The organism is Cryobacterium sp. 10I1 (genome assembly GCF_035019805.1).
Lineage (GTDB): Bacteria > Actinomycetota > Actinomycetes > Actinomycetales > Microbacteriaceae > Cryobacterium > Cryobacterium glucosi.
In genome coordinates, this window is the sequence record NZ_JASJVF010000015.1 from 1 (window position 1) to 22,326 (window position 22,326).

Genomic DNA, 22,326 nt, shown 5'->3' on the forward strand with positions numbered 1-22,326 from the left:
CATCACCTTCAACGGCCGACTCTCCATCCGCGACAACTAAAAATCAAACCCAGTTACACCGAAAACTTGACAGACCCTGGCCAGGACGCAGACGGCGAAGGCGAGGACTAGGTTGATCGTCCTGGCCTCGGAACGTGAATGCGTGGCGGTCGATCAACGCTCAGCACCGCCGTGATGAGCGTTGTTAGTAGTTCGCCGCCCATTTGGGCGGTTCAGTCTTCGTCGGTGAGTGGAGGCTGGGAGCTGTGCGCCTGTGCTTCTCTGCGTCGCCAGTCTTCTGGGAGTGCGGCTTCGAGGGCATCGTCGACTGTGATGATGCCGAGGATATGCCCGTCTTCATCCACTACCGGCAGGGTGAGGAGGTTGAAGTCCGCCATCCGAGTTGTGACGTCGATGATGTCGTCTTCGGGGGCTGCGTGGACTGGTTCGGGGTCGACTACTTCCCTCAGCATGAGTTGAGCGTCGGCCTGGAGGGCGCGGATGATGCTGATCGCTCCGGTTAGCCGCTCGTTGCTGTCGAGGGTGTAGATGGTTGTGAGTGCTTCGGGTTGTTCGGTGGTGGAGGTCCGGATGATGTCAAGGGCGTCCCGTATGGTGGCGGTTTCGGACAGGGCGAGGTACTCCACACCCATGAGTCCTCCTGCCGTTGCATTGTGATAACCCAAGAGTGTGAGGACTTTGGTGCGATGAGGTTCGGGGAGGAGTGAAAGCACATCCTGGCGCCTCTCCTGGGGCAGGTCGGTAATCGCGTCAGCGGCGTCGTCGGCACGCATACGGGACAGGACCGAGGCGACATCCGCGGTGCTTTTGGACTTGAGGAGTTGGGACAGACTGTCTTCTTCGAGTTCTTCGAAAACGTCCGCTTCGAATTCTGGGTCTGCGTGGACCTGGGCGAGGAGCTCATCCTGTTCCTTTGCGTCTGCTGTTTCAATGATGTCTGCCATCTGAGCGGCCTTCAGCCGGCGGAGCTTCCCGAATGACGTGCGAACGAGTACGGAGGGTTGGTGTCCGATCAGGGCTTCGAAGGAGCGCCAGTCCCGCACAGGATGATTGCCCTTGTCGCGGCGTGGGGACCACCAGTGCGACTGGTGGACGTTGAGCCCGGTGACGACCCAGACGCCCGGGGCCGGGCTGAGATACACGTCGTGGGCCGGGACTAGGCGGGTGATGTACACATCGTGGGCGCGGACCAGGGAGGCGAGGTCCACGTCGATGAGCCGGTGGCCGAGGACATCCGCGTTCAAGAGTACTTCTCCTGGCCGGCGTTCGAAGGCCCGGACGTCGAGACGGGCGCTGGCAAGCTGGACGTTATCGGGCGCGAGGTCCTGGACGTCGGCGATGGGGACAAATACCGTTTCGGAGCCGACCCGGACCACCAGCGCGGTCAGGAGCGGATAATCGTCCCCGCGGAGTCGGACAATGACGTCAGAGAGTCTGCCGAGGGCTTTGCCTTGACCGTCAACGACGGTGTGCCGGAGCAACTGCGAGAGGCCGACCTCGGAATCGGTCATACCGCGGATCGTCGTGTTCACTGTGGGTCTTCTTTCCCGATCGTTGCTTGGGTTCTTGGCGGACTTGAGGATGTTGACTTGAGCGTAAGACTCATTTGCTCAGTGGCCGAGAGCGAGTTGAACTACCCGCACGACGACCAACGCCATCGCCAGGAGCAGGTACGTGCGCAAGACGGCAAGGCCGACGCGCCGGCCCGAAGAGAGCTCGGGTCTGGATAGAAGGGCCAAGGGTGGCATCCGCCAGCGCAACCGCTGAGCGTGCTCCATCTTCGGGACGGGCTCCCGAGCCGGGCGTCGGCGGCGCACCACACCCACGATCAGACCGGTGACCAGGCCGAGGAAAGTGCCCCCACCGAGGATCCACAGGATCGTACCGGCCGTGATATCCGGGAACAACACGCTGGCCGTGAGGACGATGGAAAGCATGACCAGGATGGCGACCACCACCGAGGTGAACAGGTTCAGCCACTTGCCGTTGACCCAGGGTCCGAGGACTTCCTTGTCGTTGCAGAGCAAAAGAAGAAAGACTGTGGCGGAGGGCAACAGCACTCCGGCGAGGGTTTGCACGCCGACGGTCAAGAGTCCGAGCGGGCTACCGGGGATGAGGACGACGGTGGCAGCGATCACGAGGAGGCCCGCGAACACGGCGTAGAACCCTTTGGCCTCCCACGGTTTGCGGTGCAGGGAATGCTTCAATCCCAACACGTCGCCCAGGGCGTATGACGTCGAGAGGCCGACGGCAGCCGCCCCGATGATCGATGCGTCGATCAGCGCGATCGCGAACATGATTCCCACGCCCGGCCCTACATACTTACCGAGGCCCTCTGCCACTCCCAAAGCGTCGGTGAAGTTGCCGAATTCTGGTCGCCCCGTGAACGTCGCAGAGGTGAAGCCGATGATCGCCGCCGCACCCACGATGACCATCAAAATCCCGATCCACAGGTCGACCTTTTCATAGTTCATGAAGCGCGGGGTGATGCGCTTGTCGATGACGTACGACTGTTGGAAGAACAACTGCCACGGGGCGACGGTCGTCCCGACGATTCCGATGATCAGCAGCATCACTGTCGAGAGTTGTGAACCCGCGGGCATTCCCGGTATGACGAAGTTCCTGGCCATCTCGCCCAGATCCGGGCGAGAGAGCACGAAAATGGGAATCAGAAGCAGTGACCCAGCAACCAGGAACAGGCTGACGCGTTCGAATCTCTTGAAGGACCCTGTACTCACGGCGCCCAGAACAAGCAGGGCTGCGACGATGACGCCGGGGACCTGAGGGATGCCCAGGTATTGGAGCCCCAGACTGATCCCGATGAATTCGGTGACGATCGTGAGCGCGTTCAGGATGAACAGGTCGATGACGCTGAACGCACCCCAGAACTTTCCGAACCGTTCCAGGATCAACCGGGCATGGCCTACCCCGGTCACCACACCCAGCCGCAACACCATCTCCTGATTCACGTACAGAACCGGAACGAGCAGGAGCAAGGTCCATAAGAGTGAGGTGCCGTAGTTTTGCCCGGCCTCGGTGTAGGTCCCGAAGGCACCGGCGTCGTTATCTCCCACCATCACGATGAGGCCGGGGCCGAGGATCGCAAGCAGGGTGCGGAGCTTGGCCGGGAACCCTCGGCGAGGCGCATCATCGCCCAAACGGATTGTGCCCATGGCGCCCTCGATATCGCCGAGATGCGCAGAGTCGAGTACAGCAGATATGGGCCCCGTCGGGGTGGGGCCCGGCTCAGGGCTGGTGACGCTTTCGTTGGTGTTCGTCATCGTGTGCGGCTTTCTGCGCAGGGAGCGAGTGTGTGCAAGCGTAGGGAATCCGGGGTATCGCCGGAAGGGTGCGGGCCCATAGGGCGCGGCCGGGGGAGGAACGGGTGTCTATCGAGCCAGTGCGGGCAGGGGGAGACAGGGTCTATGGCTCTCGCTCATCGACTCACTCCCTCCACTTCGTTCAGCGCGCTCGAAGAGTCCGACCTGACCGGCCGTGGTGACCTCTTCTCATAAGACCTTTGGCACTTTGCGGCGTTAACCCGGGAGTCGGGAGCCAATCGGGGCAATCCCTTGTTCCGGGAAAACCTGTCCTGACCCGGGGCGTCTCTAGACGTTGGGGGTCGCTGGCTTGTATCCGCAAAGGAGCCTCAGCTAACAAGTGGCGCCTTGCGAGAGTCACGTTACGCGGAGAATTTACTGCTCCGCAAGCAAGGTGTGGCTACGCTCAGACCCGCAGCAAACCGACCGTGAGTCCGCCGCCCACTGGCGGATGACGATGCCATGACTATTGGAGAATTCCCGGGATCCAACACGTGATAGGTGATGCTGGCCTTCCTAGATTGCCCGGCTGCATGGTGTTTGACTGTGGTCAGCCTGCACAACCATCGCCTCGATGCCGAGGGCCGCACCATGGTGCAGCATCCCATAGTGGAAGGAGCGCGAGGAGGATGAGTGAATTCGGTGTACTGATTCTGTTGGGATTTGGGGACACGATCGAATCTGTCCCTGCTAAAAACGACGAAGCCATCGATAGGTCGGGCCGAACCAACGTGGACGATTCGGCCGTCATTCTGGCGCGACGCGCTGCGGATCTGCTGGCGGCGGCGAAGGTCAATCCCGATGTCGTGTTCACGCCGCCGCGAACAAACAGTATTCGGTTCGTCAATACGCTCCTATGTGAATTGCACAAGCTCCCGCGCACGGTTATCTCAGATCGTCGCCTCGACGTAGAGGCTGCCTGGCCACATGCTCGAGCGACCACCCGACATGCTCACGGTTATCCGGAGGGCTGGCTCAGCCGGACCGAGAGGCCCCCGGACCCCAGTGATGCCGCAGAACACGTGGCGACTGGGCGGGAAGGTGACGTTCGAGTCTCAGGCACGGAGGTAGTCGTCCCGAATACCGTCGCGATAGCGGTGATGTCTGATTTCTACTCCGAGCGTGTCGTTTCCTTTCTCCTCGTCCACCAGACGGTCCTGATTATCGCGAGCCCCGCGTCGATCCGGGGCCTTCGCGCCACACTGAGCGGAAACGCAGCAGAGCTCGGCGACGAACTTTCCGCCGGTCAACCCCTTGCCTACTCATTCGACCGGCAGCTGCGGCCGACCGATCCTGAGGGCAGTAATGTCTGAAACTTCGGGCCGCGACTCGTGACCGGGACCCGGGAACAACGGAGAGACTCGAACACGGATCTGAGCGGGACTTCAGCCTGCACGGCCTCCATCCAGCGCCCATCCAGCAGGGTCTGCGTAGGCTCCGCTCAGAGCGGATTTCAGCTCGCCAGTCGTAGATCAGCGCTTGGGAAATGGTGAGGGCGATGCACAACCCGAAATTGCGGGCCCACGCGCGTTCGGCTGGGGTGCCGGTCCGACACGGGCGACTCGCCCGCCGCAGCCCGTGGCGATCCGTCGCCACGATCCTGGCGTTCACAACCGGTGTGCTGGTTGTCAGCGGGGGAGCGGTCGCAGGAGTGGCCGCCTGGGATGTCGCCGGCAGCGTGAAGCCCGGTGTGCATCTTGCCCACATGGCGGACACCTCGGGCAGTACGCAGGCCCCGGCTGCGGACGTGGCCGCGATCACCGGGGGTGTCAACCTGCTCCTGACGGGCACGGATACCCGCACCGGGCAGGGCGGCGCATACTCGACGAATGCAGAGCTGGCCGCGAGTGCCGGAGCGGGCAACAACGACGTCACGATGCTGCTGCACATCGCGCAGGACCACCACAGCATGAGCGTGATCAGCTTCCCTCGGGACCTGATGGTAGCCGTCCCTGCCTGCCCCCAGGCCGACGGGTCGACCGCCTCCGCGTCAAGCCGGGTGATGCTGAACACGACGCTCGCGCGCGGCGGACTCTCCTGCGTCGTGGTCACGATCGAGAAGCTCACGGGTCTCCAGATCCCGTTCGCCGCGCAGATCAGTTTCGATGGCGTCACGGCCATGTCCAACGCCGTTGGCGGTGTCACTGTGTGTGTCGCGTCCCCGATCAATGACCTCTACACGAATCCACCGCTGCATCTAGCAGCGGGCCAACAGACCATTGTGGGCGAGGAGGCGCTGTCGTTCCTCCGTAGCCGGCATGGCGTCGGCGACGGCAGTGATCTCGGCCGGATCAGCAACCAGCAGGTCTTCATGGCTGCCCTGGCCCGGAAGGTGGAAAGCGGCGGGGTGCTCGGGAACCCGGTCATGCTGTATTCCCTGGCCAAAGCCGCGACGGGCAATATGGTCTTGTCTGACACGCTGACGAACCCGACGACGCTGGTCCAGATCGCACTCGCCCTCAAGGACACGGGCCTGGCCAACATGGTCTTCCTCCAATACCCGACCGTCGCCGACCCTCAGGACGTGAACCGGGTGATCCCGCAATCGACCGGGGCCAAGATCGTCAACGCCGCCCTCGTCGCCGATCAGCCGATCGTCCTCAGCGGGTTGCCCGGCCGGGCGGCAGTCATCGACGAATCGGCGACTGCCACAGCGATTCCGACGCCAGCGCCGAGCTCGTCGACCACTGCGACAGCGTCACCGCCCCGAGCCACCCCGTCACCTACGACCACGCCTGCAGGAGCAGTGCTTCCGTCCACAGTCACCGGGCAGACCGCGGCCGAACAGACGTGCAGCAAGGGGAACTGACGCAGCTGAAGGCGTCGACTTGACCGAAACACGCGTAGCCCGGAATTGCGCTTTGAGATTGCCCGAGTTAACATCGGGGTTCCCGGGGGATGTGCAAGTCGGTGCACCTTGTCAGGTTCGATTTCCTGAATCCTCCACTTCGTCCACTTTCTCAACCGCGAACTCAAGTGAGGGACAGGCGTCGTTCTGGGAGCTGGTTCGCTTCTAGGCGAATCTTCCCCGAGGCTTCTTGTCGCCGGTTCGAGACAGCAGCATTGGCGATCGGAATTCGCGCGGACTTACACTTCAGATTGTGACAGTTGTGACGGAACCCTCGAGGCGACACGAACACCGTTGGCCTGTTCTGGCCGCTGTGATGGTGAGCCTCATCCTTTACCTACTCATCCCTGAGAAGGTCCAGCTTGTACCACGGTGGGTGATTCCCTCACTGGGCGTGCTCCTGGTCATCCCCCTCACGATTCTGAACCCGCGCCGCCTCTCCAGGGAGACCACGTGGTCGCGTTGGTTGTCAATCGGGCTGGCCTCTCTGCTGACGTTGGCGAACCAGGTGACCGTCGTCTTTACTGTGTATGAACTTCTCTACGGGCATGTGAGCGGCCCGGATGTCCTGCTCACCGCCGCGCAAGTGTGGATAACGAATGTGCTGGCTTTTTCCCTGGTGTACTGGGAGCTGGATCGCTCGGGCCCCGTGGCTCGCCGGGACCCGCTCCTCTGGTCGACGGCGACAGTTGACTTCCGTTTCCCGCAACAGGATGGAGCCCCAGGAGGCGAGAATTGGCGCCCCGGCTATTTTGACTACGCCTACCTCTCACTGAATAACATGATGGCCTTCAGCCCCACTGACGTGATGCCCCTCACGGTTCGGGCCAAGGCGTTGATGGGGTATCAAGCTCTCACGGGCTTCGTCCTGCTCGCACTGGTGATCTCCCGCGCCGTGAACATCCTCAGCTGACACGCGATCAGCCCCAGCCGTAGCTATGCTCTTGTCGTCCTGAACCACAGCAAGGCGAGTGAGCGTGGAGCGGTCATCGCCCGATCACGATGCGAGCAGGCTGGGTGTTCGGGTTGCATTGCGAGCGAAGGAGAGCACCACGCCAATCCCGATGAGAGTCGTCAACAGGGCGGTGCCGCCGGCGGAGATCAGCGGCAAGGGGACTCCGAGGACCGGGATGAAGCCCAGCACAACTCCCATGTTGACGAGCGCCTGCCCGACGACCCAGACCATCACGGCGGCCGTTGTCACTCGAACCTGGAGGTGCGGGGTGGCGCTCATGATCCGGAGGAACGCAATCGCGAGGACAATGAACAACAGGAGCACGACGATGGCGCCGATTAGGCCGAGTTCTTCACCGATGATGGCGTAGATGTAATCATTGTCGGCGGCAGGCAACCAGGACCACTTGGCTTTGGAGTTACCGAGACCCACACCGAAGATCCCGCCATCGGCCATGGCCCACGTGCCATGGAGAGGCTGCCAGCACGCGGCCGAGATGGTCTTGGAGCTGCTGTCGCAGCCTGTCCCGAAGAACGCCAGAACCCGCGTCAGCCGGTTGCTGCTCGCTGCTGCTGCGGCGACCGCGCCCACCGCCCCGACCCCCAGCGGGATCGCGAGCATCCGCATCCGCACCCCGGCGAAGACCAGGGAGCCGAACAAGATGCCGCCCAGGATGACCGTTGTTCCCAGGTCGCCGCGGATCATCACGAGTAATACGGCGGCACCGCCGACGCCGAAGACTGGAATGAGCACGTGGCGCCAGTCGTGGAGTTGGTCCTGCTTTTGCGCGAGAATCGTGCCCAACCAGATGACTAGGGCGACCTTTATGGCTTCCGAGGGTTGGAATTGGAAACTGCCCACCGACAACCAGTTCGTATTTCCGGCCACAGTCACGCCCAATGGTGTGAAGACGAGGCATTGCACCAGGCACGTCGCGATCAGGGCTGGCCAGGCAATGCGTTGCCAGAATTTCATTGGTGCTCGGCTCACAATCAGCATCAGCGGGATGCCGACGATCGCGATGAAGCCTTGATGGATGAGAACGCCGAAGAACCCGCCATTGCTCACATATGAATCGACTGACGATGAGGACAACACCATAGCGAGGCCGAAGAAGACAAGAAAGAGCGTCACGCCCAACAGTAGAAAGTAATCAGCAGATGGTGTGCGCAGCATCCGTCCCACGCGGATCCTTGTGGCCGCTACGGTCCCCTGCCCGTCGCGGGCAGGCTCTGATGGCGTATCGAGCGTGCGTAGACGAGAAGGAGTGTCCATAGGTCTCACGTGTCCGTACCGGGGGTCTGCCGGGACGGCCGGCGCGAAATGCTCCGGATCCCGGGGAGTTCTGAAAGCTAGAGGACAACTCATTGGCGGTGCCTTGGGCTGTCCCGTCGGGTCAACGCGGCCAATGAGTCATTGAACGACAGGATGAAGGCGCCGCGAGCGACGATAAAGGTGTTGCGGCATGAGCAAGTTTCTGATCACCAGTCGAGCATTCCAGACACCTTGGGAAGGGAGCGGCACCGAATCCTGAAAAGCTTCTGAGGGCTGGACCGGTGTCTCGTGCAGTTTCACAGGTTGGTGTCGACGACGAATGGGGCTTCGCTTTCCGAGGCCGCAATCAAATCCGGTCCGCAGCGATAACAGGCCTGGGTAACCACATGGGCGGCTGAATCTATCGGCCGCCCTCAGCGGCATATCAGGGTGCGATGCTTTGAATACCGAGGCGTGGGGCCAGAAGGTCGAACGCCTTCGTGAGTCCTCCGAGGAGCGCCCCGACGGTGTGGCCTTCGCCGGGGACTTCGTAATAGCTGGTCGCCATGCCGGCGTCCAGGGCAACGGTACTCAATTCCTTCTGGGGCGGTCCGATCACGGAGTCATCCGCCCCGACAGTGAACACGGCATCGGTATCGGGGTAGGACGTTGACGACATCACGGTCGCTGGTTTCGTCGCATCGTAGGCGGCTTGGTCTCCGCCGAAGACATCGGCGAGAACCGTGGGCTCGGATTCCGTTCCCGCGAAGGTCGTCCCGGACGCGCTGATCACGTTTCCCCAGACATCCGGGAACCGGGCAGCCAAGGAGATGGCGCACTGGCCGCCATTGGAGAACCCCGCAACGGTCCACTCGACGCGGTTGCGCAGGATGCGCAGGTTTGCACGCGCCCAATTCACGACATCCTGCTCAATGTAGGTCTGCACGTTGCCGTGTGCGGGTGTGTCCAGACAGAGGGAATCAACGCTCGGGTCGCCGAGCTGATCCGCGACGACGACGATGGGGGCCTGACCGTTATGGGTAAGCGCGAACGTGTCGAGGACGGACCCGATGTAAGAAGCATCCGGGTATCCGGGCTGGCCCATCATCATCAGCACGAACGGTAGGGCCGGGGCGTTAGCGAGCTGAGCGGCCGGCGGCTGGTAAACCTCCGCGTCTCGAGCGGTGAAGCCGGATGCCGTCGCCGGGATGTGCACCGTCTCCACGGTCCCGGTGATCGGCAGGGCGGATGCCGCCAGTGAACTATCGGGGGTGGGCTGCGGAGCCGGACCCGTGGCAGAGGCAGAGCGGTCCAGGAGGACGAAGCCCCCTACTCCGAGGACCGCGACGATCAGAGCGGCACTCGGGATACGGATCCTGTTGCGTCTTGCATTTATTCTCACTGTTTGTGTCTCTGTCCTATGCCACGGTCGCGCTACCGGTTGGCGTTACTTGAGTGCGGCTCTGATGGTCTTCGCGTCGGTCTGCGCCTGCTTGAGTGCGGCGCGAGCCGTGGTCGCGGATGCCTTGAAGGCTTTCATGACGTCGTGGTTGGCGGCGTACTGCTCCGGTGTGACGGCGAGCGATCCGGCGGCCAGTCCGGATACGGCGCCGGTGGCTTTGCCGATCTGGGCAGCCATGTCCGTGAGATCTGCTTGTAGCGCCTCGGTGGACTTGGATGCGTCCTTTCCTGAGAGGAGGCCCGAGAGCCGTGTCTGTTCGGCGGCAAGATTCGCTGTCGTCTTGGAGGTCACAGTGTCCGCAAACGTCACGAACACCGACTGCGGAAGTGCGACCGAAGAGACCCGATAGGTAGTGAAGATGTCGGCGTAGTCGATTTTAGCCTGAGCGAGGTCGGAGTCCGCGGCGATTTTCGACGCGAGGGTGTTCATGCCGCCGAGGTCGCTGGTGAGATTCCCTAGGAGGGCAGCCTTGTCGGAGCTGACAAGTGAGGTGTTGGCCGTGACTTTTGCGATCGCTGCGTTCAAGGAGGCGATTCGTTTCCCGGTCGCGGCGGCGGCGGACGCCTGCACACTCGTGAGGGTGCGCGGTGTTTTCGAGTGAACGGTAGCGGAGGACGGGGCTGGAGCGGGCGTCGAATCGGCGAACGCCGGTGTGGCGCCCAGCGCCGCGAGTGCGGTGAGGGCCGCGGCGCCGAGAATAGCGGGTCGAATAGTTCGATTCATTGGAAACACTCCCAGGCTCGGTCATTGATGTCGACGAGACTTCGACATGATCAACACTGCCTGGGCCCTGTTCGAGATGTGTGAGATCAATGTTCGGGTTTGGTAAGGCCGACGCTCAAACCGGGCGTGCCATGAGAGCAGATCCATCGCCGCGGGGGTTAATGGACCTTGTGACTGACGACAGGGGACTCGTGCTGGTCGTCGAGGACGATCCGGCCATCGCGGATATCGAGCGCCTTTTTCTGGTGCGATCCGGGTTCACGGTGCATCTGGAGACCGACGGTCGAGGCGGACTCGATCGCGTCCGGAGCCTTCGCCCGGCGGCAGTGCTCCTGGATGTCGGCTTGCCCGTCCTGGACGGGATTGAAGTCTGCCGCGCCATGAGGGATTCCGGAGACTGGACTCCTGTGCTGTTCGTCACGGCCAGAGATGACGAAATCGATCGCGTGCTGGGCATGGAGCTCGGGGCCGACGACTACGTGACCAAGCCCTTCTCGCCTCGTGAGTTGGTGGCGCGGGTCAAGAGCATCATCCGGCGCTCGTCCGGCCTCGGCGGCGCCGCCCTGCTTCGGGTTGGCGACGTGGTCCTCGACCCTGGTGCCCGGACCGTCCGGCGCGGGAACGCGCCGGTCACGTTGACGGCGACGGAATTTGATCTTCTTGCGCAGCTGATGGCTCGACCCGGACGCGTGTATTCGAGGGAGGAACTCCTCGCGGTCGTGTGGGGAATCGCCGACTACAGTGCGAGCCGTACTGTTGATGTGCACATCGCCCAGGTGCGCGGAAAGCTCGGCCCGACCTGTCCGATCCGAACTGTACGCGGCATCGGGTACTGCGTCACCGGTCAGGCCGACTGAATGTCACTTCGACGGTGGGTCCGCTCCCTGGGCGGCCGGATCATGCTCGTCACGGTGGGCGTCGCTTGTGTGGCCGTGCTGATCACCACGGTGGTCTCGTTACAACTGCTCACCGTGCTTGTGACCGGTCAAGCGCAGTCGGCGTTGGCCGCTCAGACGAGTGCGCTCAGCCACCAGCCGCTCGCCTCGCTGCGCGCGCTCATGCAGGACGACAAAATCCTCGGCTCGCACGGAGAGCGATTCCTGCTCATCGGTCCAGATGGCAAAGCACAGGGTGCGGTGGGCGCCGAGGTCAAGAGAACGATGATTGGCGTTCTGGGCTCTGATCGCTCCGCCTCGACAACGGTGCAAGTCGGCGGCGATACTTACGTCGTCGAAGGCCGTCCCCGCCCGGGCGGCGGAGGGCTCGTCGGCTTCCTGCGCGTCGCTGACGTCACCGAATCGAGTAGCCTCATCGCCGGACGTATTCTGATCGCAGTCGCGATCGGCCTGGTTGCCGCCATCGTGGCGGGCGTGTTCCTGTCGCGCAGGCTTGCCCGTCCGCTCCAGGTCATGGCTCGAGATGCTCGTCGGCTGGCTGGCGGCGAACGTGGCCTCGTCGTTGTGTCCCATGGGATCCCCGAGATCGATGACGTCTCGACCGCCCTGACCGCCTTGGATCGAGCGCTCGGGACGAGCGAGGGCCGTCAGCGGGAGTTTCTGCTTTCGGTTTCGCACGAGATCCGTACCCCCCTGACTGCGATCCGCGGCTATGCGGAGGCGCTTGCGGACGGCGTCATCCCCGAGACTGATGGTTCTGCTGTCGGAGTGATCCTGGTGGCTGAAGCGAAGCGGTTAGACCGGTTTGTCAGCGATCTCCTCGAACTGGCGCGATTGGAGGCTGACGATTTCACCCTGGAGTTGCGGTCGACCGACGCGACGGCGGTGTTGTACGAGGTCGAGCGAGCATGGCGCGGTCAGTGCGCTCAATTGGGAGTCAGTCTTCAAGTGAACAGCTCTGCGGGCGATCCAGTCCCGATCCTGACTGATCCGATGCGCCTGCGACAGATCGTGGATGGACTGGTCGAGAACGCACTCCGTGCAACTCCCTCGGGGGGAGTGGTAGTCCTCACTGCGAAACGTGTTGGGGATGACACCGTCCGGATCGAGGTTCGAGACAGTGGACCGGGGCTCACGGACGCTGACGCGGCCGTCGCGTTCGAGCGGGGGATCCTGCGGGCGCGCTACAGGGACCTGCGTCCGGTGAATACGGGCCTCGGACTCTCGATCGCAGCGCAACTGGTCGGCCGTCTCGGCGGAACCATCTTCGTGCGGTCGTCAATCCGAAATGGTACCTGCTTCGCCGTCGACCTCACCTCGGCTGGTGCCTCATAGCTCACCAGGATGAGGCCAGAGGCTACGGATTCGCAGCCAAGCCGGCAGGACCCTTGGGTTAGCCGGGCGGATCGTGAATGGAGGCGCGAGAGTTCGGCAGTACGTCGCATCGATAGCGTCTGCCCAACGTCGCAAGCGTGGACAAGGAACGGTCGTGGCAACAAAATGGCAACACTTGTGAAAAAACCACGTGATTCGAGGCCGCTCGGATGATCCAACTTCCGCGTAATTACGCGGATCGTGAGCGCAGAACAGCCCGAATGATTGCACGGGCAGAGTTCAAATGCCACCGTCTCCGCACTGTAAGGCCCCCGAGATCCGCGTAATTACGCGGAAGTCCGGGGGTCTTTTTCATTGCCCGGATTAGTCGGGGTCGGATTCGGGAGTACGGCCACTGGCGGCACCGTCCCGGAGCTGGGCCCAGTGGCGAAGCCGTGCGGAAATGGCTCGCTCATATCCCTCGGCGGAGGGTTCGTAGAAGGTCTGTCGGGGTATGCCCTCTGGGAAGAAGTTCGCGCCTGAGAACCCGTTCTCGGTGTCCGGGTCGTACTGATAGCCCTCGCCGTACCCGAGATCTTTCATGAGGCGGGTTGGGGCATTGAGGATGTGCGCGGGCGGCATCAGCGATCCGGTCCGCTTCGCGGCGGCGCGGGCCTTGTTGAATCCGCGATACACGCCGATCGACTTCGGCGCGGTTGCCAGGTAGATGACGGCCTGCGCGAGTGCGAGTTCTCCCTCTGGTGAACCGAGGCGGTCATAGACGTCCCAGGCGGCGAGGGCCTGTTGAACGGCGTTCGGGTCAGCCATGCCGATGTCCTCGGTGGCGAATCGGGTGATGCGGCGGGCGATGAACAGGGGGTCTTCACCGCCGTCGAGCATCCGTGCCAACCAGTACAGGGCTGCGTCTGGGTCGGAGCCGCGCATCGACTTGTGGAGAGCGGAGATGAGGTTGTAGTGGCCTTCCTGCGCTTTGTCGTATAGCGGTGCCCGTCTCTGCACGGCGGCCGCGAGGGCTGCCGGGTCGACGGGTGCGGGCAGGGCGTGTACCTGCTCGATCATGTTCAGCAGGTACCGGCCGTCACCGTCCGCCATCGCGATCAAAGCCTGACGCGCCTCATCGGTCAGCGGTAGCGGCTGACCGATGAGCGTTTCGGCTCGGGTGATGAGGGTGCTGAGTGCAACGTCGTCGAGGCGCTTCAGAACGAAGACCTGGGTGCGGGAGAGCAGTGCTCCGTTGAGTTCGAAGCTGGGGTTCTCCGTGGTCGCGCCAACGAGGATGACGGTACCATCTTCGACGTAGGGAAGGAACGAGTCCTGCTGGGCGCGGTTGAAGCGGTGGATCTCGTCGACGAACAGCAGCGTGCCTTGACCGACCTCGCGCCGGCGCCGCGCTGCTTGAAACACTTTTCGAAGGTCGGCGACGCCGGCGAAGGTGGCAGAAAGGGGTTCGAACGCGAGGTTGGTCTGCTCGGCGAGAAGCCGCGCGATCGTGGTCTTGCCGCACCCGGGTGGCCCCCAGAGCACCATCGACATGAGTCTCTGTGCGTTGACCATTCGCCCGATCGGTGCGTCCGCCCCAAGAACATGGCCCTGCCCGATGACGTCGTTCAGGGTGCGCGGCCGGAGCCGATCAGCCAGCGGCCGTGACTCGTCGTCGATGTCGAAGAGAGACGGTGCCTCGCTCACGACTGCCGCTTGTCAAAATAGTGACCGCTCGTGATCGTGCCGACGCTAGGGGTGTGCTGCTGCAGCTGCCCGCGCGAGAGCGTCACAGTCCGCTCCGGTGGCCGAACAGTTCGGGATCGACCGGGCGTTTTGCGCGTGGCAGATTCTCGACCACGAGGAGGTAGGACTCGGTGACGAGATCGTCGATGAGAGACTCGTGCAGGTCTCCGCCTGGATTCAAGGTGATCCAGTGCTGCTTGTTCATGTGGTAGCCCGGCGTGATGTCCTTGCGCTGCTGGCGGAGAGCTCGGCTGTCTTCCGGGTCCGCCTTGACGATCACGATCGATTCACCAGTAATTTCGGTGATCAGCATGAAGACCTTTCCACGGACTTTGAATACCTCCCAGTCGGGTCCGAAGGGGTGCTCGAGCTCTGCGCCGGGAAGCTCCCCGACGCGCTCTCGGGCGCGTTGCTGGAGTGTGTCACCCTGCATGTCGTCCTCCTGGGGTCACTGCCCGTTTCTGGGCTTTCTGGATCTGCGTACAATGGTACATACTTTGTCTGACATCAAGGGGGTCGCGTGAGGAAGGGCAAGCCGAATGACCCGGAGCGCCGAACCCGGATCCTTCGGGCAGCACTGGAGGTCATCGCGTCAGAAGGCGTGCACGCGGCGTCATATCGACGCATCGCCGAGCAGGCCGGCGTGCCGCTCGGGTCCACGACGTACTATTTCGCCGACCTGGAGACGTTGATCGTCAGCGCGTTCGAGACCTTGAGAGACGGACTCGAACCGCGATACGCGGCCCCGATGCGCGACGCCCGTCTCGACACTGATGTCGTTGACGCGCTCGTGGCCGCCACGTGCGGGTCGACAGCTCCAACGCTCACGGACATCCGCTTGTATGAGGAGATGCACCTCTACGGCGCGCGCAGTCCCCGGGTTGCGGAAGTCCTCCGCGACCTCCAAGAGGAGTCCCTCATGGTTCTTCGCCGCTCTCTGCCTGATGGCACGGCCCGTGCTGTCGACGCCCTCATGTGGGGGTGGTGGAGCTACCGGGCACTCCACCCCGGCGATCCTCTCGATCAGGGCATGGTGCGCAGCGCCTATCGAGCTCTGGTCGATATAGCCGTCACCCGCATGGAGCGCGGCGACCGGCGAGGAGTAGCCGAGAGTACCCCCGGCGTCTAACGGCGGGGGTGCACCGTGAGAACGGTCTTTCCGACAGCCCGTCGTTCATCCAGGGCGGCGACCGCTTCGGCGGCCTCCTCGAATGCCACCACCTCGTGGATCACCGGGGCGAGCGCGCCTCGAGCGACGACCGGTGCCAGGCGTTCCCATTGGGCCGTAAGCGAGACGGAGCAGGTCGGCATCAGTCCCTCCCACGCGACGCCGATGATAGTCGTGTTGTTCAGGAGCAGGCGGTTCACCTTCACGGTGGGGATGCTGCCGCCCGTGAAACCGAGAACGAGGAGCCGCCCGCGGGTCGCCAGCGCACGCAGCGAGTCAGTGAACCGTTCGCCACCGACAGGATCGAGCACCATGTCCACCCCGCGGCCGTTCGTGATTCTGCGAGTCTCGCTCAGGAAGTCGTGAGGCCGGATGACGTGGTCTGCCCCGACGTCTCGCGCCAGTTGCGCCTTTTCCGGCGTGGAGACGACGGCGATGACCTCGGCGCCGCGCAGCTTCGCCTGTTGGGTGAGTGCGACTCCGAGACCGCCCGCGGCGCCATGGATGAGCACCGTCTCGCCCGCACGGAGATTGCCGCGTTCCCCCAGGGCGAATTCTGCGCTCAGGACGTTGATGGGCATGGCCGCCGCCGCGATGAAGTCGATCTCATCCGGAAGGGGCAGGACGCGATCCGCAGGCGTGACCACAAAGTCTGCGAACGCGCCAGAACCGGCAACGCCGAGAACGCGGTCGCCGGCCGTGAATCCCGAGTCGGCATCGGCGTCGACGACGATCCCGGAGAACTCGCTCCCAATTGTGAACGGAACCGGGACGCGCAGCTGGTACTCGCCCCGAGATTGCAGCACATCCGGGTAGGCGATCCCTGCGGCATGAACCTCTACGAGCACTTCGCCTCGTGCGCGGACGGGAATCGGGATCGTGTGTGTTTCGAGTAGCCGGGGTCCACCGTGTGTGGTGTTCCGCACTGCCCGCATTGTCGTCGCACGTGAGTTCATACGTTCAATCATGCCGACAAGTGACTTTGCGTCGGCCGCCAGACCTGGGATCTTCCGCGCGCCAACAGAGCCCGGGGCGAAAGTCATCCCTGGAGCGGCACGGCGCCAGCGGTGACAGCCCCGAGAATTCAGGCGCCAGATTGGTGAATCAGCGCGATCCACCTGCGTCGACTCGACGCAGTTGCGTACCCACGATCAGAAAGAAGGCCCCGAGTCCGCCGGCGAAGGCGCTGACCCCGTAGGCGAGCACGGACGTCAGCAGCGAGGTGCGCAGCGATGCCCCTGTTGAAAGCGCCGCGCTCTGTTTGCGCAGCTCGACTGCCTCGTCGCTGGTCGCGTCAAGGCCTCTCAGGGCCGCACTGATATCGGCGAATGTGCGCCCACCCGCTCCGCGCTCAGCATTGTTCTTGATGACGAGCGCCTCGACGTAGGCCGTCACCGGCCCCTGCACCGTCTTGCCCGCGAGAATGGGCGCGTTGCCGGGTACTGTGATCTTTTCATCGCGCAGCTGCTTCGTGACCGTGAGCCACGCACCTGCTCCGACGGCGACGAAAAGCGAACCGGCCGCAATGGTAAGACCTGCGGTGCGGCGAAGGGCGATTGCAGTGGGCAACGACGACATCGATCATCCTTTCGTGAAGCGGAACACTCGAGTGTCACACAGTTCTGCATGCCGACTCCAGATGAAACTCGCTTGTGACGTGAGATCCGATTGCACCGAGCCCGCCGCCCGTCCCTGCTGCGTTCTGGTTGAACCGGTTGGCGTTAGACGGTCGCCGAACACGGCCATAGGCTGGTAAGCGGTCCGCCTCGCTGAACTGCGGGAGTCGCGGGCGGTTTGCTGATCCATTGTCCAGGAGGAATCCATGACCGAATTCGCCCCCGTTGATCCCACGTCTACCGACGCTTGGAGTCAGCTCGCCGGCATCGCCGAGGGATTCTCGCCTGATCTCCGCGAGTGGTTCGCCACCGACCCGGGACGAGCTGGTCGCTACACCTTGCAGGCCGGCGACCTCACGGTCGACCTGTCGAAGAATCTCCTGACCGAAGAGATCCTGGCCCACCTCGTGCAGCTCGCGAAGGACGTCGACGTCTCAGGCCGGTTCAACGCCATGATCACCGGCGAGCACATCAACGTCACCGAAGACCGTGCGGTTCTCCACACGGCGCTCCGCCGCCCGAAGAATGGCGCAGACCTCGTGCCGCCGACCGGCTTCGTCGTCGACGGTGCGGATGTCGACGCCGACGTCCACGCCACACTCGACAAGGTCTACGCATTCGCCGACAAGGTGAGGTCCGGCGCGTGGACCGGTATAACGGGCAAGGCCATTAAGACTGTCGTCAACATCGGGATCGGCGGGTCCGACCTCGGCCCCGTCATGGTCTACGAAGCGTTGAAACCGTATGTGCAGGCGGGCCTCGAGTGCCGCTTCGTCTCGAACATCGACCCGACGGATGTCTACGAGAAGACGGCGAACCTGGACCCGGAGACCACCCTTTTCATTGTCGCGTCCAAGACGTTCGGTACCCTCGAGACCCTCACGAACGCCCGGTTGGCGCGCGAGTGGCTCTGGAACCAGCTCCTCGCCTCCGGCGCCATCGAGGACACTGACGCCGCCCGTGCCGCGGCCGTCGCCAAGCACTTCGTCGCCGTGTCGACCGCCCTCGACAAGGTCGCCGCATTCGGCATCGATCCCGAGAACGCCTTTGGATTCTGGGACTGGGTCGGCGGCCGTTTCTCGATCGACTCCGCGATCGGCACGTCCGTGGTCGTTGCCATCGGCCCGGACAACTGGCGCGAATTCCTGTCCGGTTTCCACACCATCGATGAGCACATGCGCACGGCGCCCCTCGAGCAGAACGTCCCGGTCCTGATGGGTCTTCTCAACGTCTGGTACTCCAACTTCCTCAAGGCCCAGAGCCATGCTGTGCTCCCATACGCCCAGTACCTCCACCGCTTCCCGGCGTACCTCCAGCAGCTCACCATGGAATCGAACGGAAAGAGCGTCCGCTGGGACGGGACAAGCGTCACGACCGACACCGGTGAGATCTTCTGGGGCGAACCGGGCACGAACGGACAGCACGCCTTCTACCAGCTCATCCACCAGGGCACGCGCCTGGTCCCCGCGGACTTCATCGCGGTCGCGAATCCCGCCCACCCGTTGAAGGATGAGACGGGCGACGGCGCCGCCGTCGAGCCAGGACAGGACGTCCACGGGCTGTTCATGGCGAACTTCTTCGCCCAGACGAAGGCGCTCGCCTTCGGGAAGACGGCCGCGGAGGTTCGTGCAGAAGGCACGGACGAGTCCGTGGTGCCGGCCCGCTCGTTCAGCGGGAACCGTCCGACGACGTCGATCCTCGCGCCGGCCCTCACGCCGAGCGTCGTCGGCCAGCTCATCGCGCTCTACGAGCACATCGTGTTCACCGAAGGCACGATCTGGGGCATCGATTCGTTCGACCAGTGGGGCGTCGAACTGGGCAAGCAGCTTGCGCTTCAGGTCGCTCCCGCCGTCGACGGGGATGCGGACGCACTCGCAGCCCAGGACTCCTCGACGAAGGCCCTGATCTCGAAGTACCTCGAGCTGCGCAACTGACGCCGACCGGGTACGTCACGCATGGTGACGTACCCGGTAGGGGTCTCCGGTCGCTCCTAGTCGTAGATGACCGCGAGACCCTGGCGCTTGAGTTCGGCGAGACCGTCGCGCATGGCCTGGAGCCGGTCGGGGGAGTGCCCTGTCCAGTCCTCGAGTTCGCCGACGATCGTGACCGGCTCCGTGGTGCGGTACGACAGGGTCGGGTTCCCGGAGAACTTCTTGTCCGTCACGTTGGGGTCGTCTTCGAGGGCACCCGTCGGTTCGACGATGTAGATCCGGCCGCGGCCGTCTCCGGCCGCGAGCTCGGCCCCCCACGTCGCGGCATCCAGGGTCGCCGTCAGGTAGACGTAGTTCGTCGTCCGTCCCGCTTCGAAGTTGGACCCGCGCCCGGGCACCAACAGGTCCCCCACGGCCAGGTCGGCTTTCGTGCCGTGAAAGAGGGCCCCCGATTCGTGGACTTCGAATGGTGTGGGTTCGTTTGTCATGCGCACTCCCTGAAAGGTCGATTCACGATCGTACCCGGCCGACCCCGTGCGAGAACAGGGCGGTCAGGCGAACGTCCGGATGGCGCTCACCCGCAGGAGGTCGAGCCTGGCAGCATCCGTTGAGCCAGGAACCACCGTGTACACGACGATCTTCAGGTCACTCCCGGGCGCCGCAAGGACATCGCAATCGAAGGTGATCGGGCCGACGAGGGCGTTCTGCACGGTCTTGCGGGACTCGCGGTGTTCCCCGAACGTCGCCGAACTCCATAACCGTTCGAACTCCTCCGAGGTCGCGCGCAGGTCGGCGATGAGTTCAGAGAGCGCGGTGTCGTCCGGGTACCGGGTCGAGGCCACGTGAACATCGGCGACGAGGTCCCGATGGAACTCAACGAGGTGCTCCGGGCTGTGCTCGACGAACGACGGGCCCCCGGCGAACCGGTTCCAGAGCAGGTTGGAACCGCGTCCCGCCGCCGGAGCCTCACCGAACAAGGTCAGCCAGAGGTCGTTGACCAGCAGGGCATCCCAGGCGGCAGAGAAGACCGCGACGGGGACTTCACTGAGCCGGTCGACGATGTGCCGAACTCCCGGCGTCACGTGCCGGGGGACCATGGTCTTCGTCGGCACCGCTACCCCGCCGATGCGGAATAGGTGGTCCCGTTCGTCGTTGGTGAGTCGAAGCGCGCGGGCGAGCGACCCGAGCACCTGCGGTGACGGATGCGTGGCGCGGCCCTGCTCGAGACGAACGACGTAGTCGACGCTGAGGTTGGCGAGCATCGCGAGCTCCTCGCGGCGCAGCCCGGGCGAGCGTCGGTCTCCACCGGACGGCAAACCCGCCTCAACGGGAGAGATCCGGTCGCGCCACGCGCGAAGCAGGGAAGCGAGTTCTGGCATGGCTCCACTCTGCCCTTCCCGGCTGGGCAGCGGGTGGTACTGGCAATCCCAGCAAGTGTCGCGGGCACGCCCGCAGGCTGGAATCATGACAACAACACTCATCACCGGTGCCAACAAGGGCCTCGGACTCGAAACCGCCCGCCGCCTCCTCCGGGCCGGACACACCGTCTATGCCGGCATGCGCGACACGGCCAACGGCACGGATGCTGCTGCTCTCGGCGCCCACGTCCTGCAGCTGGACGTCACGGACGACGAGTCCGTCGCATCCGCGATCGCCTCACTACCCGAGCTGGACGTTCTGATCAACAACGCCGGGATCGTCGGCTCGCACGCCGGAGTCGACGAATTCGGTGCGGACGACCTGGCCGCGGTCTTCGACACCAACGTGTACTCGATCGTCCGCGTCACCCGGGCCGCCCTGCCGCTGCTCAGAGCGTCCGGCAACGCCCGGATCGTCAACGTCGCCAGTGGGCTCGGGTTCCCGCGTTTTGTCACAGACCCCGCCCGCGTCGAATCGACGATCACCGGCCTCGGCTACATGACGTCCAAGGCCGCGGTGATCATGCTCACCCTGCAGTACAGCAAAATGCTGCCGTCGATGCGGGTGAACACGATCGATCCGGGCTACACGTCCACCGATCTCAACGGTCACAGCGGCCCGCAGACCGTAACCGAGGGCACGGATGCTGCGGTGGCGATGGCGACGATCGGTCACGACGGTCCGACCGGAACGTTCAGCGACCGTGACGGTCTCATCGCCTACTGACGTTCCGGGTACTGGCAGGACCTCCCACCCTCGAGGGATGTGACGTACCGTTTTGGCGTGGACAACAAGACCGAGATTCGTGACTTCCTGGTGACGCGGCGGGCACGCATCACGCCCGAACAGGCCGGGCTGCCTGACTTCGGTGGGAAGAGGAGAGTCGCCGGACTCCGCCGCGAAGAGGTCGCGATGCTCGCCGGGGTGAGTGTGGACTATTACGTCAGGCTCGAACGCGGCAACCTCGGCGGCGTCTCCGAGAGTGTCCTCGAGGCCCTGGTGCGTGCTCTCCAGCTCGATGAAACCGAGCGGGCTCACCTGTTCGACCTGGCACGGACGGCCAATGCTTCTGTCGGTACGCGGCGGCGACCAGCCGTCAGCCGGGTTCGCCCCGGTGTCATCATGCTGCTGGATTCGATCGCCGCACCGGCGTGGCTGCGTAACGGGCGGATGGACATCCTCGCGACGAACGCTCTGGGGCGCGCGTTGTACGCGCCGGTCTTCGACGGCCCGCTGACGCCCCCCAACACCGCGCGGTTCGCGTTCCTCGATCCGAGAGCGGTCGACTTCTGGCCCGACTGGAACCTGATCGCTTCCGGCACGGTCGCGACGCTCCGGGCGGAAGCGGGCAAGAACCCGTATGACAAGGGCCTGACCGACCTGATCGGGGAGCTCTCGACGAGAAGTGAGGAGTTCCGCATCCGCTGGGCTGCCCACGATGTCTACCAACACACGTCAGGGGAGAAACGGCTCCACCACCCCGTGGTCGGCGACCTCGAACTCACCTACGAGGCCATGCAGCTTGTGACGGACGAGGGGCTCACCCTGCTCGTGTACGGCGCCGAGCCGGGCACGAAGTCCGCAGACGCCCTCGGCCTCCTGGCGAGCTGGGCTGCGACAGAGGCGCGGGAATCTCGCGCCCTGTCGATCGATGAGCACCACGCGGGCTGAGGA

At 63.9% G+C, this 22,326-nt stretch carries 20 protein-coding genes and 1 riboswitch; of the genes, 9 read left to right on the top strand and 11 right to left on the bottom strand.

The genetic code is table 11. The features are described 5' to 3' along the window. Positions 1 to 212: 212 nt before the first annotated feature. Complete coding sequence (locus QN345_RS02965; RefSeq protein ID WP_323504653.1) at positions 213 to 1,532, bottom strand: magnesium transporter MgtE N-terminal domain-containing protein; 1,320 nt, start codon at positions 1,530 to 1,532, stop codon at positions 213 to 215. A gap of 78 nt (positions 1,533 to 1,610) precedes the next feature. Beyond that, positions 1,611 to 3,281, bottom strand: a complete 1,671-nt coding sequence (locus QN345_RS02970; protein ID WP_323504654.1) for an Nramp family divalent metal transporter — start codon at positions 3,279 to 3,281, stop codon at positions 1,611 to 1,613. Between the two features lie 217 nt (positions 3,282 to 3,498). Then, positions 3,499 to 3,668, bottom strand: a riboswitch (M-box (ykoK) riboswitch). Between the two features lie 281 nt (positions 3,669 to 3,949). Here QN345_RS02970 and QN345_RS02975 point away from each other — a divergent pair. The 3 genes from QN345_RS02975 to QN345_RS02985 all read left to right on the top strand — a co-directional run bounded on the left by QN345_RS02975 (position 3,950) and on the right by QN345_RS02985 (position 7,081). After that, complete coding sequence (locus tag QN345_RS02975) at positions 3,950 to 4,633, top strand: hypothetical protein (protein ID WP_323504655.1); 684 nt, start codon at positions 3,950 to 3,952, stop codon at positions 4,631 to 4,633. Positions 4,634 to 4,818: 185 nt separating this feature from the next. Then, a complete protein-coding gene (locus QN345_RS02980; RefSeq protein ID WP_323508442.1) occupies positions 4,819 to 6,129 on the top strand; it encodes an LCP family protein in 1,311 nt (436 codons plus the stop codon). Between the two features lie 355 nt (positions 6,130 to 6,484). Next, positions 6,485 to 7,081, top strand: a complete 597-nt coding sequence (locus QN345_RS02985; protein WP_323504657.1) for a hypothetical protein — start codon at positions 6,485 to 6,487, stop codon at positions 7,079 to 7,081. A gap of 84 nt (positions 7,082 to 7,165) precedes the next feature. Here the strand turns inward: QN345_RS02985 and ftsW are convergent, their stop codons facing one another. The 3 genes from ftsW to QN345_RS03000 all read right to left on the bottom strand — a co-directional run bounded on the left by ftsW (position 7,166) and on the right by QN345_RS03000 (position 10,562). Then, entirely contained in the window at positions 7,166 to 8,299 is a 1,134-nt protein-coding gene (ftsW, locus tag QN345_RS02990) for a putative lipid II flippase FtsW (RefSeq protein ID WP_323504669.1), read from the bottom strand. A gap of 523 nt (positions 8,300 to 8,822) precedes the next feature. Continuing rightward, positions 8,823 to 9,779: an alpha/beta hydrolase gene (locus QN345_RS02995; protein WP_323504658.1), complete on the bottom strand. Its 957-nt coding sequence runs from the start codon at positions 9,777 to 9,779 to the stop codon at positions 8,823 to 8,825. Between the two features lie 45 nt (positions 9,780 to 9,824). Next, on the bottom strand, positions 9,825 to 10,562 hold the full coding sequence (locus QN345_RS03000) for a hypothetical protein (protein ID WP_323504659.1): 738 nt from the start codon (positions 10,560 to 10,562) through the stop codon (positions 9,825 to 9,827). A gap of 191 nt (positions 10,563 to 10,753) precedes the next feature. On the opposite strand from QN345_RS03000, the gene QN345_RS03005 reads away from it, so the two are divergent. Further along, positions 10,754 to 11,419, top strand: coding sequence for a response regulator transcription factor (locus QN345_RS03005; protein ID WP_323508443.1), 666 nt, complete (start codon positions 10,754 to 10,756; stop codon positions 11,417 to 11,419). Positions 11,420 to 11,461: 42 nt separating this feature from the next. Beyond that, on the top strand, positions 11,462 to 12,793 hold the full coding sequence (locus tag QN345_RS03010) for a HAMP domain-containing sensor histidine kinase (protein WP_323508444.1): 1,332 nt from the start codon (positions 11,462 to 11,464) through the stop codon (positions 12,791 to 12,793). 363 nt (positions 12,794 to 13,156) lie between these two features. Here the strand turns inward: QN345_RS03010 and QN345_RS03015 are convergent, their stop codons facing one another. Beyond that, positions 13,157 to 14,479, bottom strand: a complete 1,323-nt coding sequence (locus QN345_RS03015; protein WP_134562118.1) for a replication-associated recombination protein A — start codon at positions 14,477 to 14,479, stop codon at positions 13,157 to 13,159. 82 nt (positions 14,480 to 14,561) lie between these two features. Continuing rightward, a complete protein-coding gene (locus tag QN345_RS03020) occupies positions 14,562 to 14,951 on the bottom strand; it encodes an MmcQ/YjbR family DNA-binding protein (RefSeq protein WP_323504662.1) in 390 nt (129 codons plus the stop codon). Positions 14,952 to 15,038: 87 nt separating this feature from the next. On the opposite strand from QN345_RS03020, the gene QN345_RS03025 reads away from it, so the two are divergent. Further along, on the top strand, positions 15,039 to 15,647 hold the full coding sequence (locus QN345_RS03025) for a TetR/AcrR family transcriptional regulator (protein WP_323504663.1): 609 nt from the start codon (positions 15,039 to 15,041) through the stop codon (positions 15,645 to 15,647). On the opposite strand, the gene QN345_RS03030 is transcribed toward QN345_RS03025, so the two are convergent. Both QN345_RS03030 and QN345_RS03035 read right to left on the bottom strand, forming a co-directional pair. Beyond that, a complete protein-coding gene (locus tag QN345_RS03030) occupies positions 15,644 to 16,534 on the bottom strand; it encodes an NADPH:quinone oxidoreductase family protein (RefSeq protein WP_241975245.1) in 891 nt (296 codons plus the stop codon). The genes QN345_RS03025 and QN345_RS03030 overlap by 4 nt on opposite strands. A gap of 256 nt (positions 16,535 to 16,790) precedes the next feature. Next, positions 16,791 to 17,264: an aromatic ring-opening dioxygenase LigA gene (locus QN345_RS03035; protein ID WP_134558333.1), complete on the bottom strand. Its 474-nt coding sequence runs from the start codon at positions 17,262 to 17,264 to the stop codon at positions 16,791 to 16,793. Positions 17,265 to 17,508: 244 nt separating this feature from the next. Here QN345_RS03035 and pgi point away from each other — a divergent pair, with 244 nt between their 5' ends. Continuing rightward, positions 17,509 to 19,236 carry a glucose-6-phosphate isomerase gene (pgi, locus tag QN345_RS03040; protein WP_134449144.1) on the top strand — a complete coding sequence of 576 codons (1,728 nt, stop codon included), beginning with the start codon at positions 17,509 to 17,511 and terminating at the stop codon, positions 19,234 to 19,236. A gap of 56 nt (positions 19,237 to 19,292) precedes the next feature. Here pgi and arr read toward each other — a convergent pair whose 3' ends face one another. Next, the gene (gene arr / locus QN345_RS03045) at positions 19,293 to 19,721 is read right to left on the bottom strand and encodes an NAD(+)--rifampin ADP-ribosyltransferase (RefSeq protein WP_323504665.1); all 429 of its coding nucleotides are present in this window, start codon (positions 19,719 to 19,721) and stop codon (positions 19,293 to 19,295) included. A 63-nt stretch (positions 19,722 to 19,784) separates the two neighbouring features. Further along, the gene (locus tag QN345_RS03050; protein WP_134449142.1) at positions 19,785 to 20,612 is read right to left on the bottom strand and encodes a helix-turn-helix transcriptional regulator; all 828 of its coding nucleotides are present in this window, start codon (positions 20,610 to 20,612) and stop codon (positions 19,785 to 19,787) included. Positions 20,613 to 20,697: 85 nt separating this feature from the next. On the opposite strand from QN345_RS03050, the gene QN345_RS03055 reads away from it, so the two are divergent. Both QN345_RS03055 and QN345_RS03060 read left to right on the top strand, forming a co-directional pair. Then, positions 20,698 to 21,378, top strand: coding sequence for an SDR family NAD(P)-dependent oxidoreductase (locus QN345_RS03055; protein ID WP_134449141.1), 681 nt, complete (start codon positions 20,698 to 20,700; stop codon positions 21,376 to 21,378). 57 nt (positions 21,379 to 21,435) lie between these two features. Then, positions 21,436 to 22,323 (top strand): helix-turn-helix transcriptional regulator, encoded by an 888-nt coding sequence (locus QN345_RS03060; RefSeq protein ID WP_323504666.1) that lies wholly within the window; start codon positions 21,436 to 21,438, stop codon positions 22,321 to 22,323. The last annotated feature ends 3 nt before the right edge of the window (positions 22,324 to 22,326 follow it).

Excerpts from the sequence above, each read along its gene's own strand:
- arr (WP_323504665.1), bottom strand. The coding sequence starts at position 19,721 with ATGACAAACGAACCCACACCATTCGAAGTCCACGAATCGGGGGCCCTC.
- QN345_RS02970 (WP_323504654.1), bottom strand. The coding sequence starts at position 3,281 with ATGACGAACACCAACGAAAGCGTCACCAGCCCTGAGCCGGGCCCCACC.
- QN345_RS03055 (WP_134449141.1), top strand. The coding sequence starts at position 20,698 with ATGACAACAACACTCATCACCGGTGCCAACAAGGGCCTCGGACTCGAA.
- QN345_RS03035 (WP_134558333.1), bottom strand. The coding sequence starts at position 17,264 with ATGTCGTCGTTGCCCACTGCAATCGCCCTTCGCCGCACCGCAGGTCTT.
- QN345_RS03000 (WP_323504659.1), bottom strand. The coding sequence starts at position 10,562 with ATGAATCGAACTATTCGACCCGCTATTCTCGGCGCCGCGGCCCTCACC.
- QN345_RS02975 (WP_323504655.1), top strand. The coding sequence starts at position 3,950 with ATGAGTGAATTCGGTGTACTGATTCTGTTGGGATTTGGGGACACGATC.
- QN345_RS03020 (WP_323504662.1), bottom strand. The coding sequence starts at position 14,951 with ATGCAGGGTGACACACTCCAGCAACGCGCCCGAGAGCGCGTCGGGGAG.
- QN345_RS03010 (WP_323508444.1), top strand. The coding sequence starts at position 11,462 with ATGCTCGTCACGGTGGGCGTCGCTTGTGTGGCCGTGCTGATCACCACG.
- ftsW (WP_323504669.1), bottom strand. The coding sequence starts at position 8,299 with ATGCTGCGCACACCATCTGCTGATTACTTTCTACTGTTGGGCGTGACG.
- pgi (WP_134449144.1), top strand. The coding sequence starts at position 17,509 with ATGACCGAATTCGCCCCCGTTGATCCCACGTCTACCGACGCTTGGAGT.
- QN345_RS03050 (WP_134449142.1), bottom strand. The coding sequence starts at position 20,612 with ATGCCAGAACTCGCTTCCCTGCTTCGCGCGTGGCGCGACCGGATCTCT.
- QN345_RS02985 (WP_323504657.1), top strand. The coding sequence starts at position 6,485 with ATGGTGAGCCTCATCCTTTACCTACTCATCCCTGAGAAGGTCCAGCTT.
- QN345_RS02980 (WP_323508442.1), top strand. The coding sequence starts at position 4,819 with ATGCACAACCCGAAATTGCGGGCCCACGCGCGTTCGGCTGGGGTGCCG.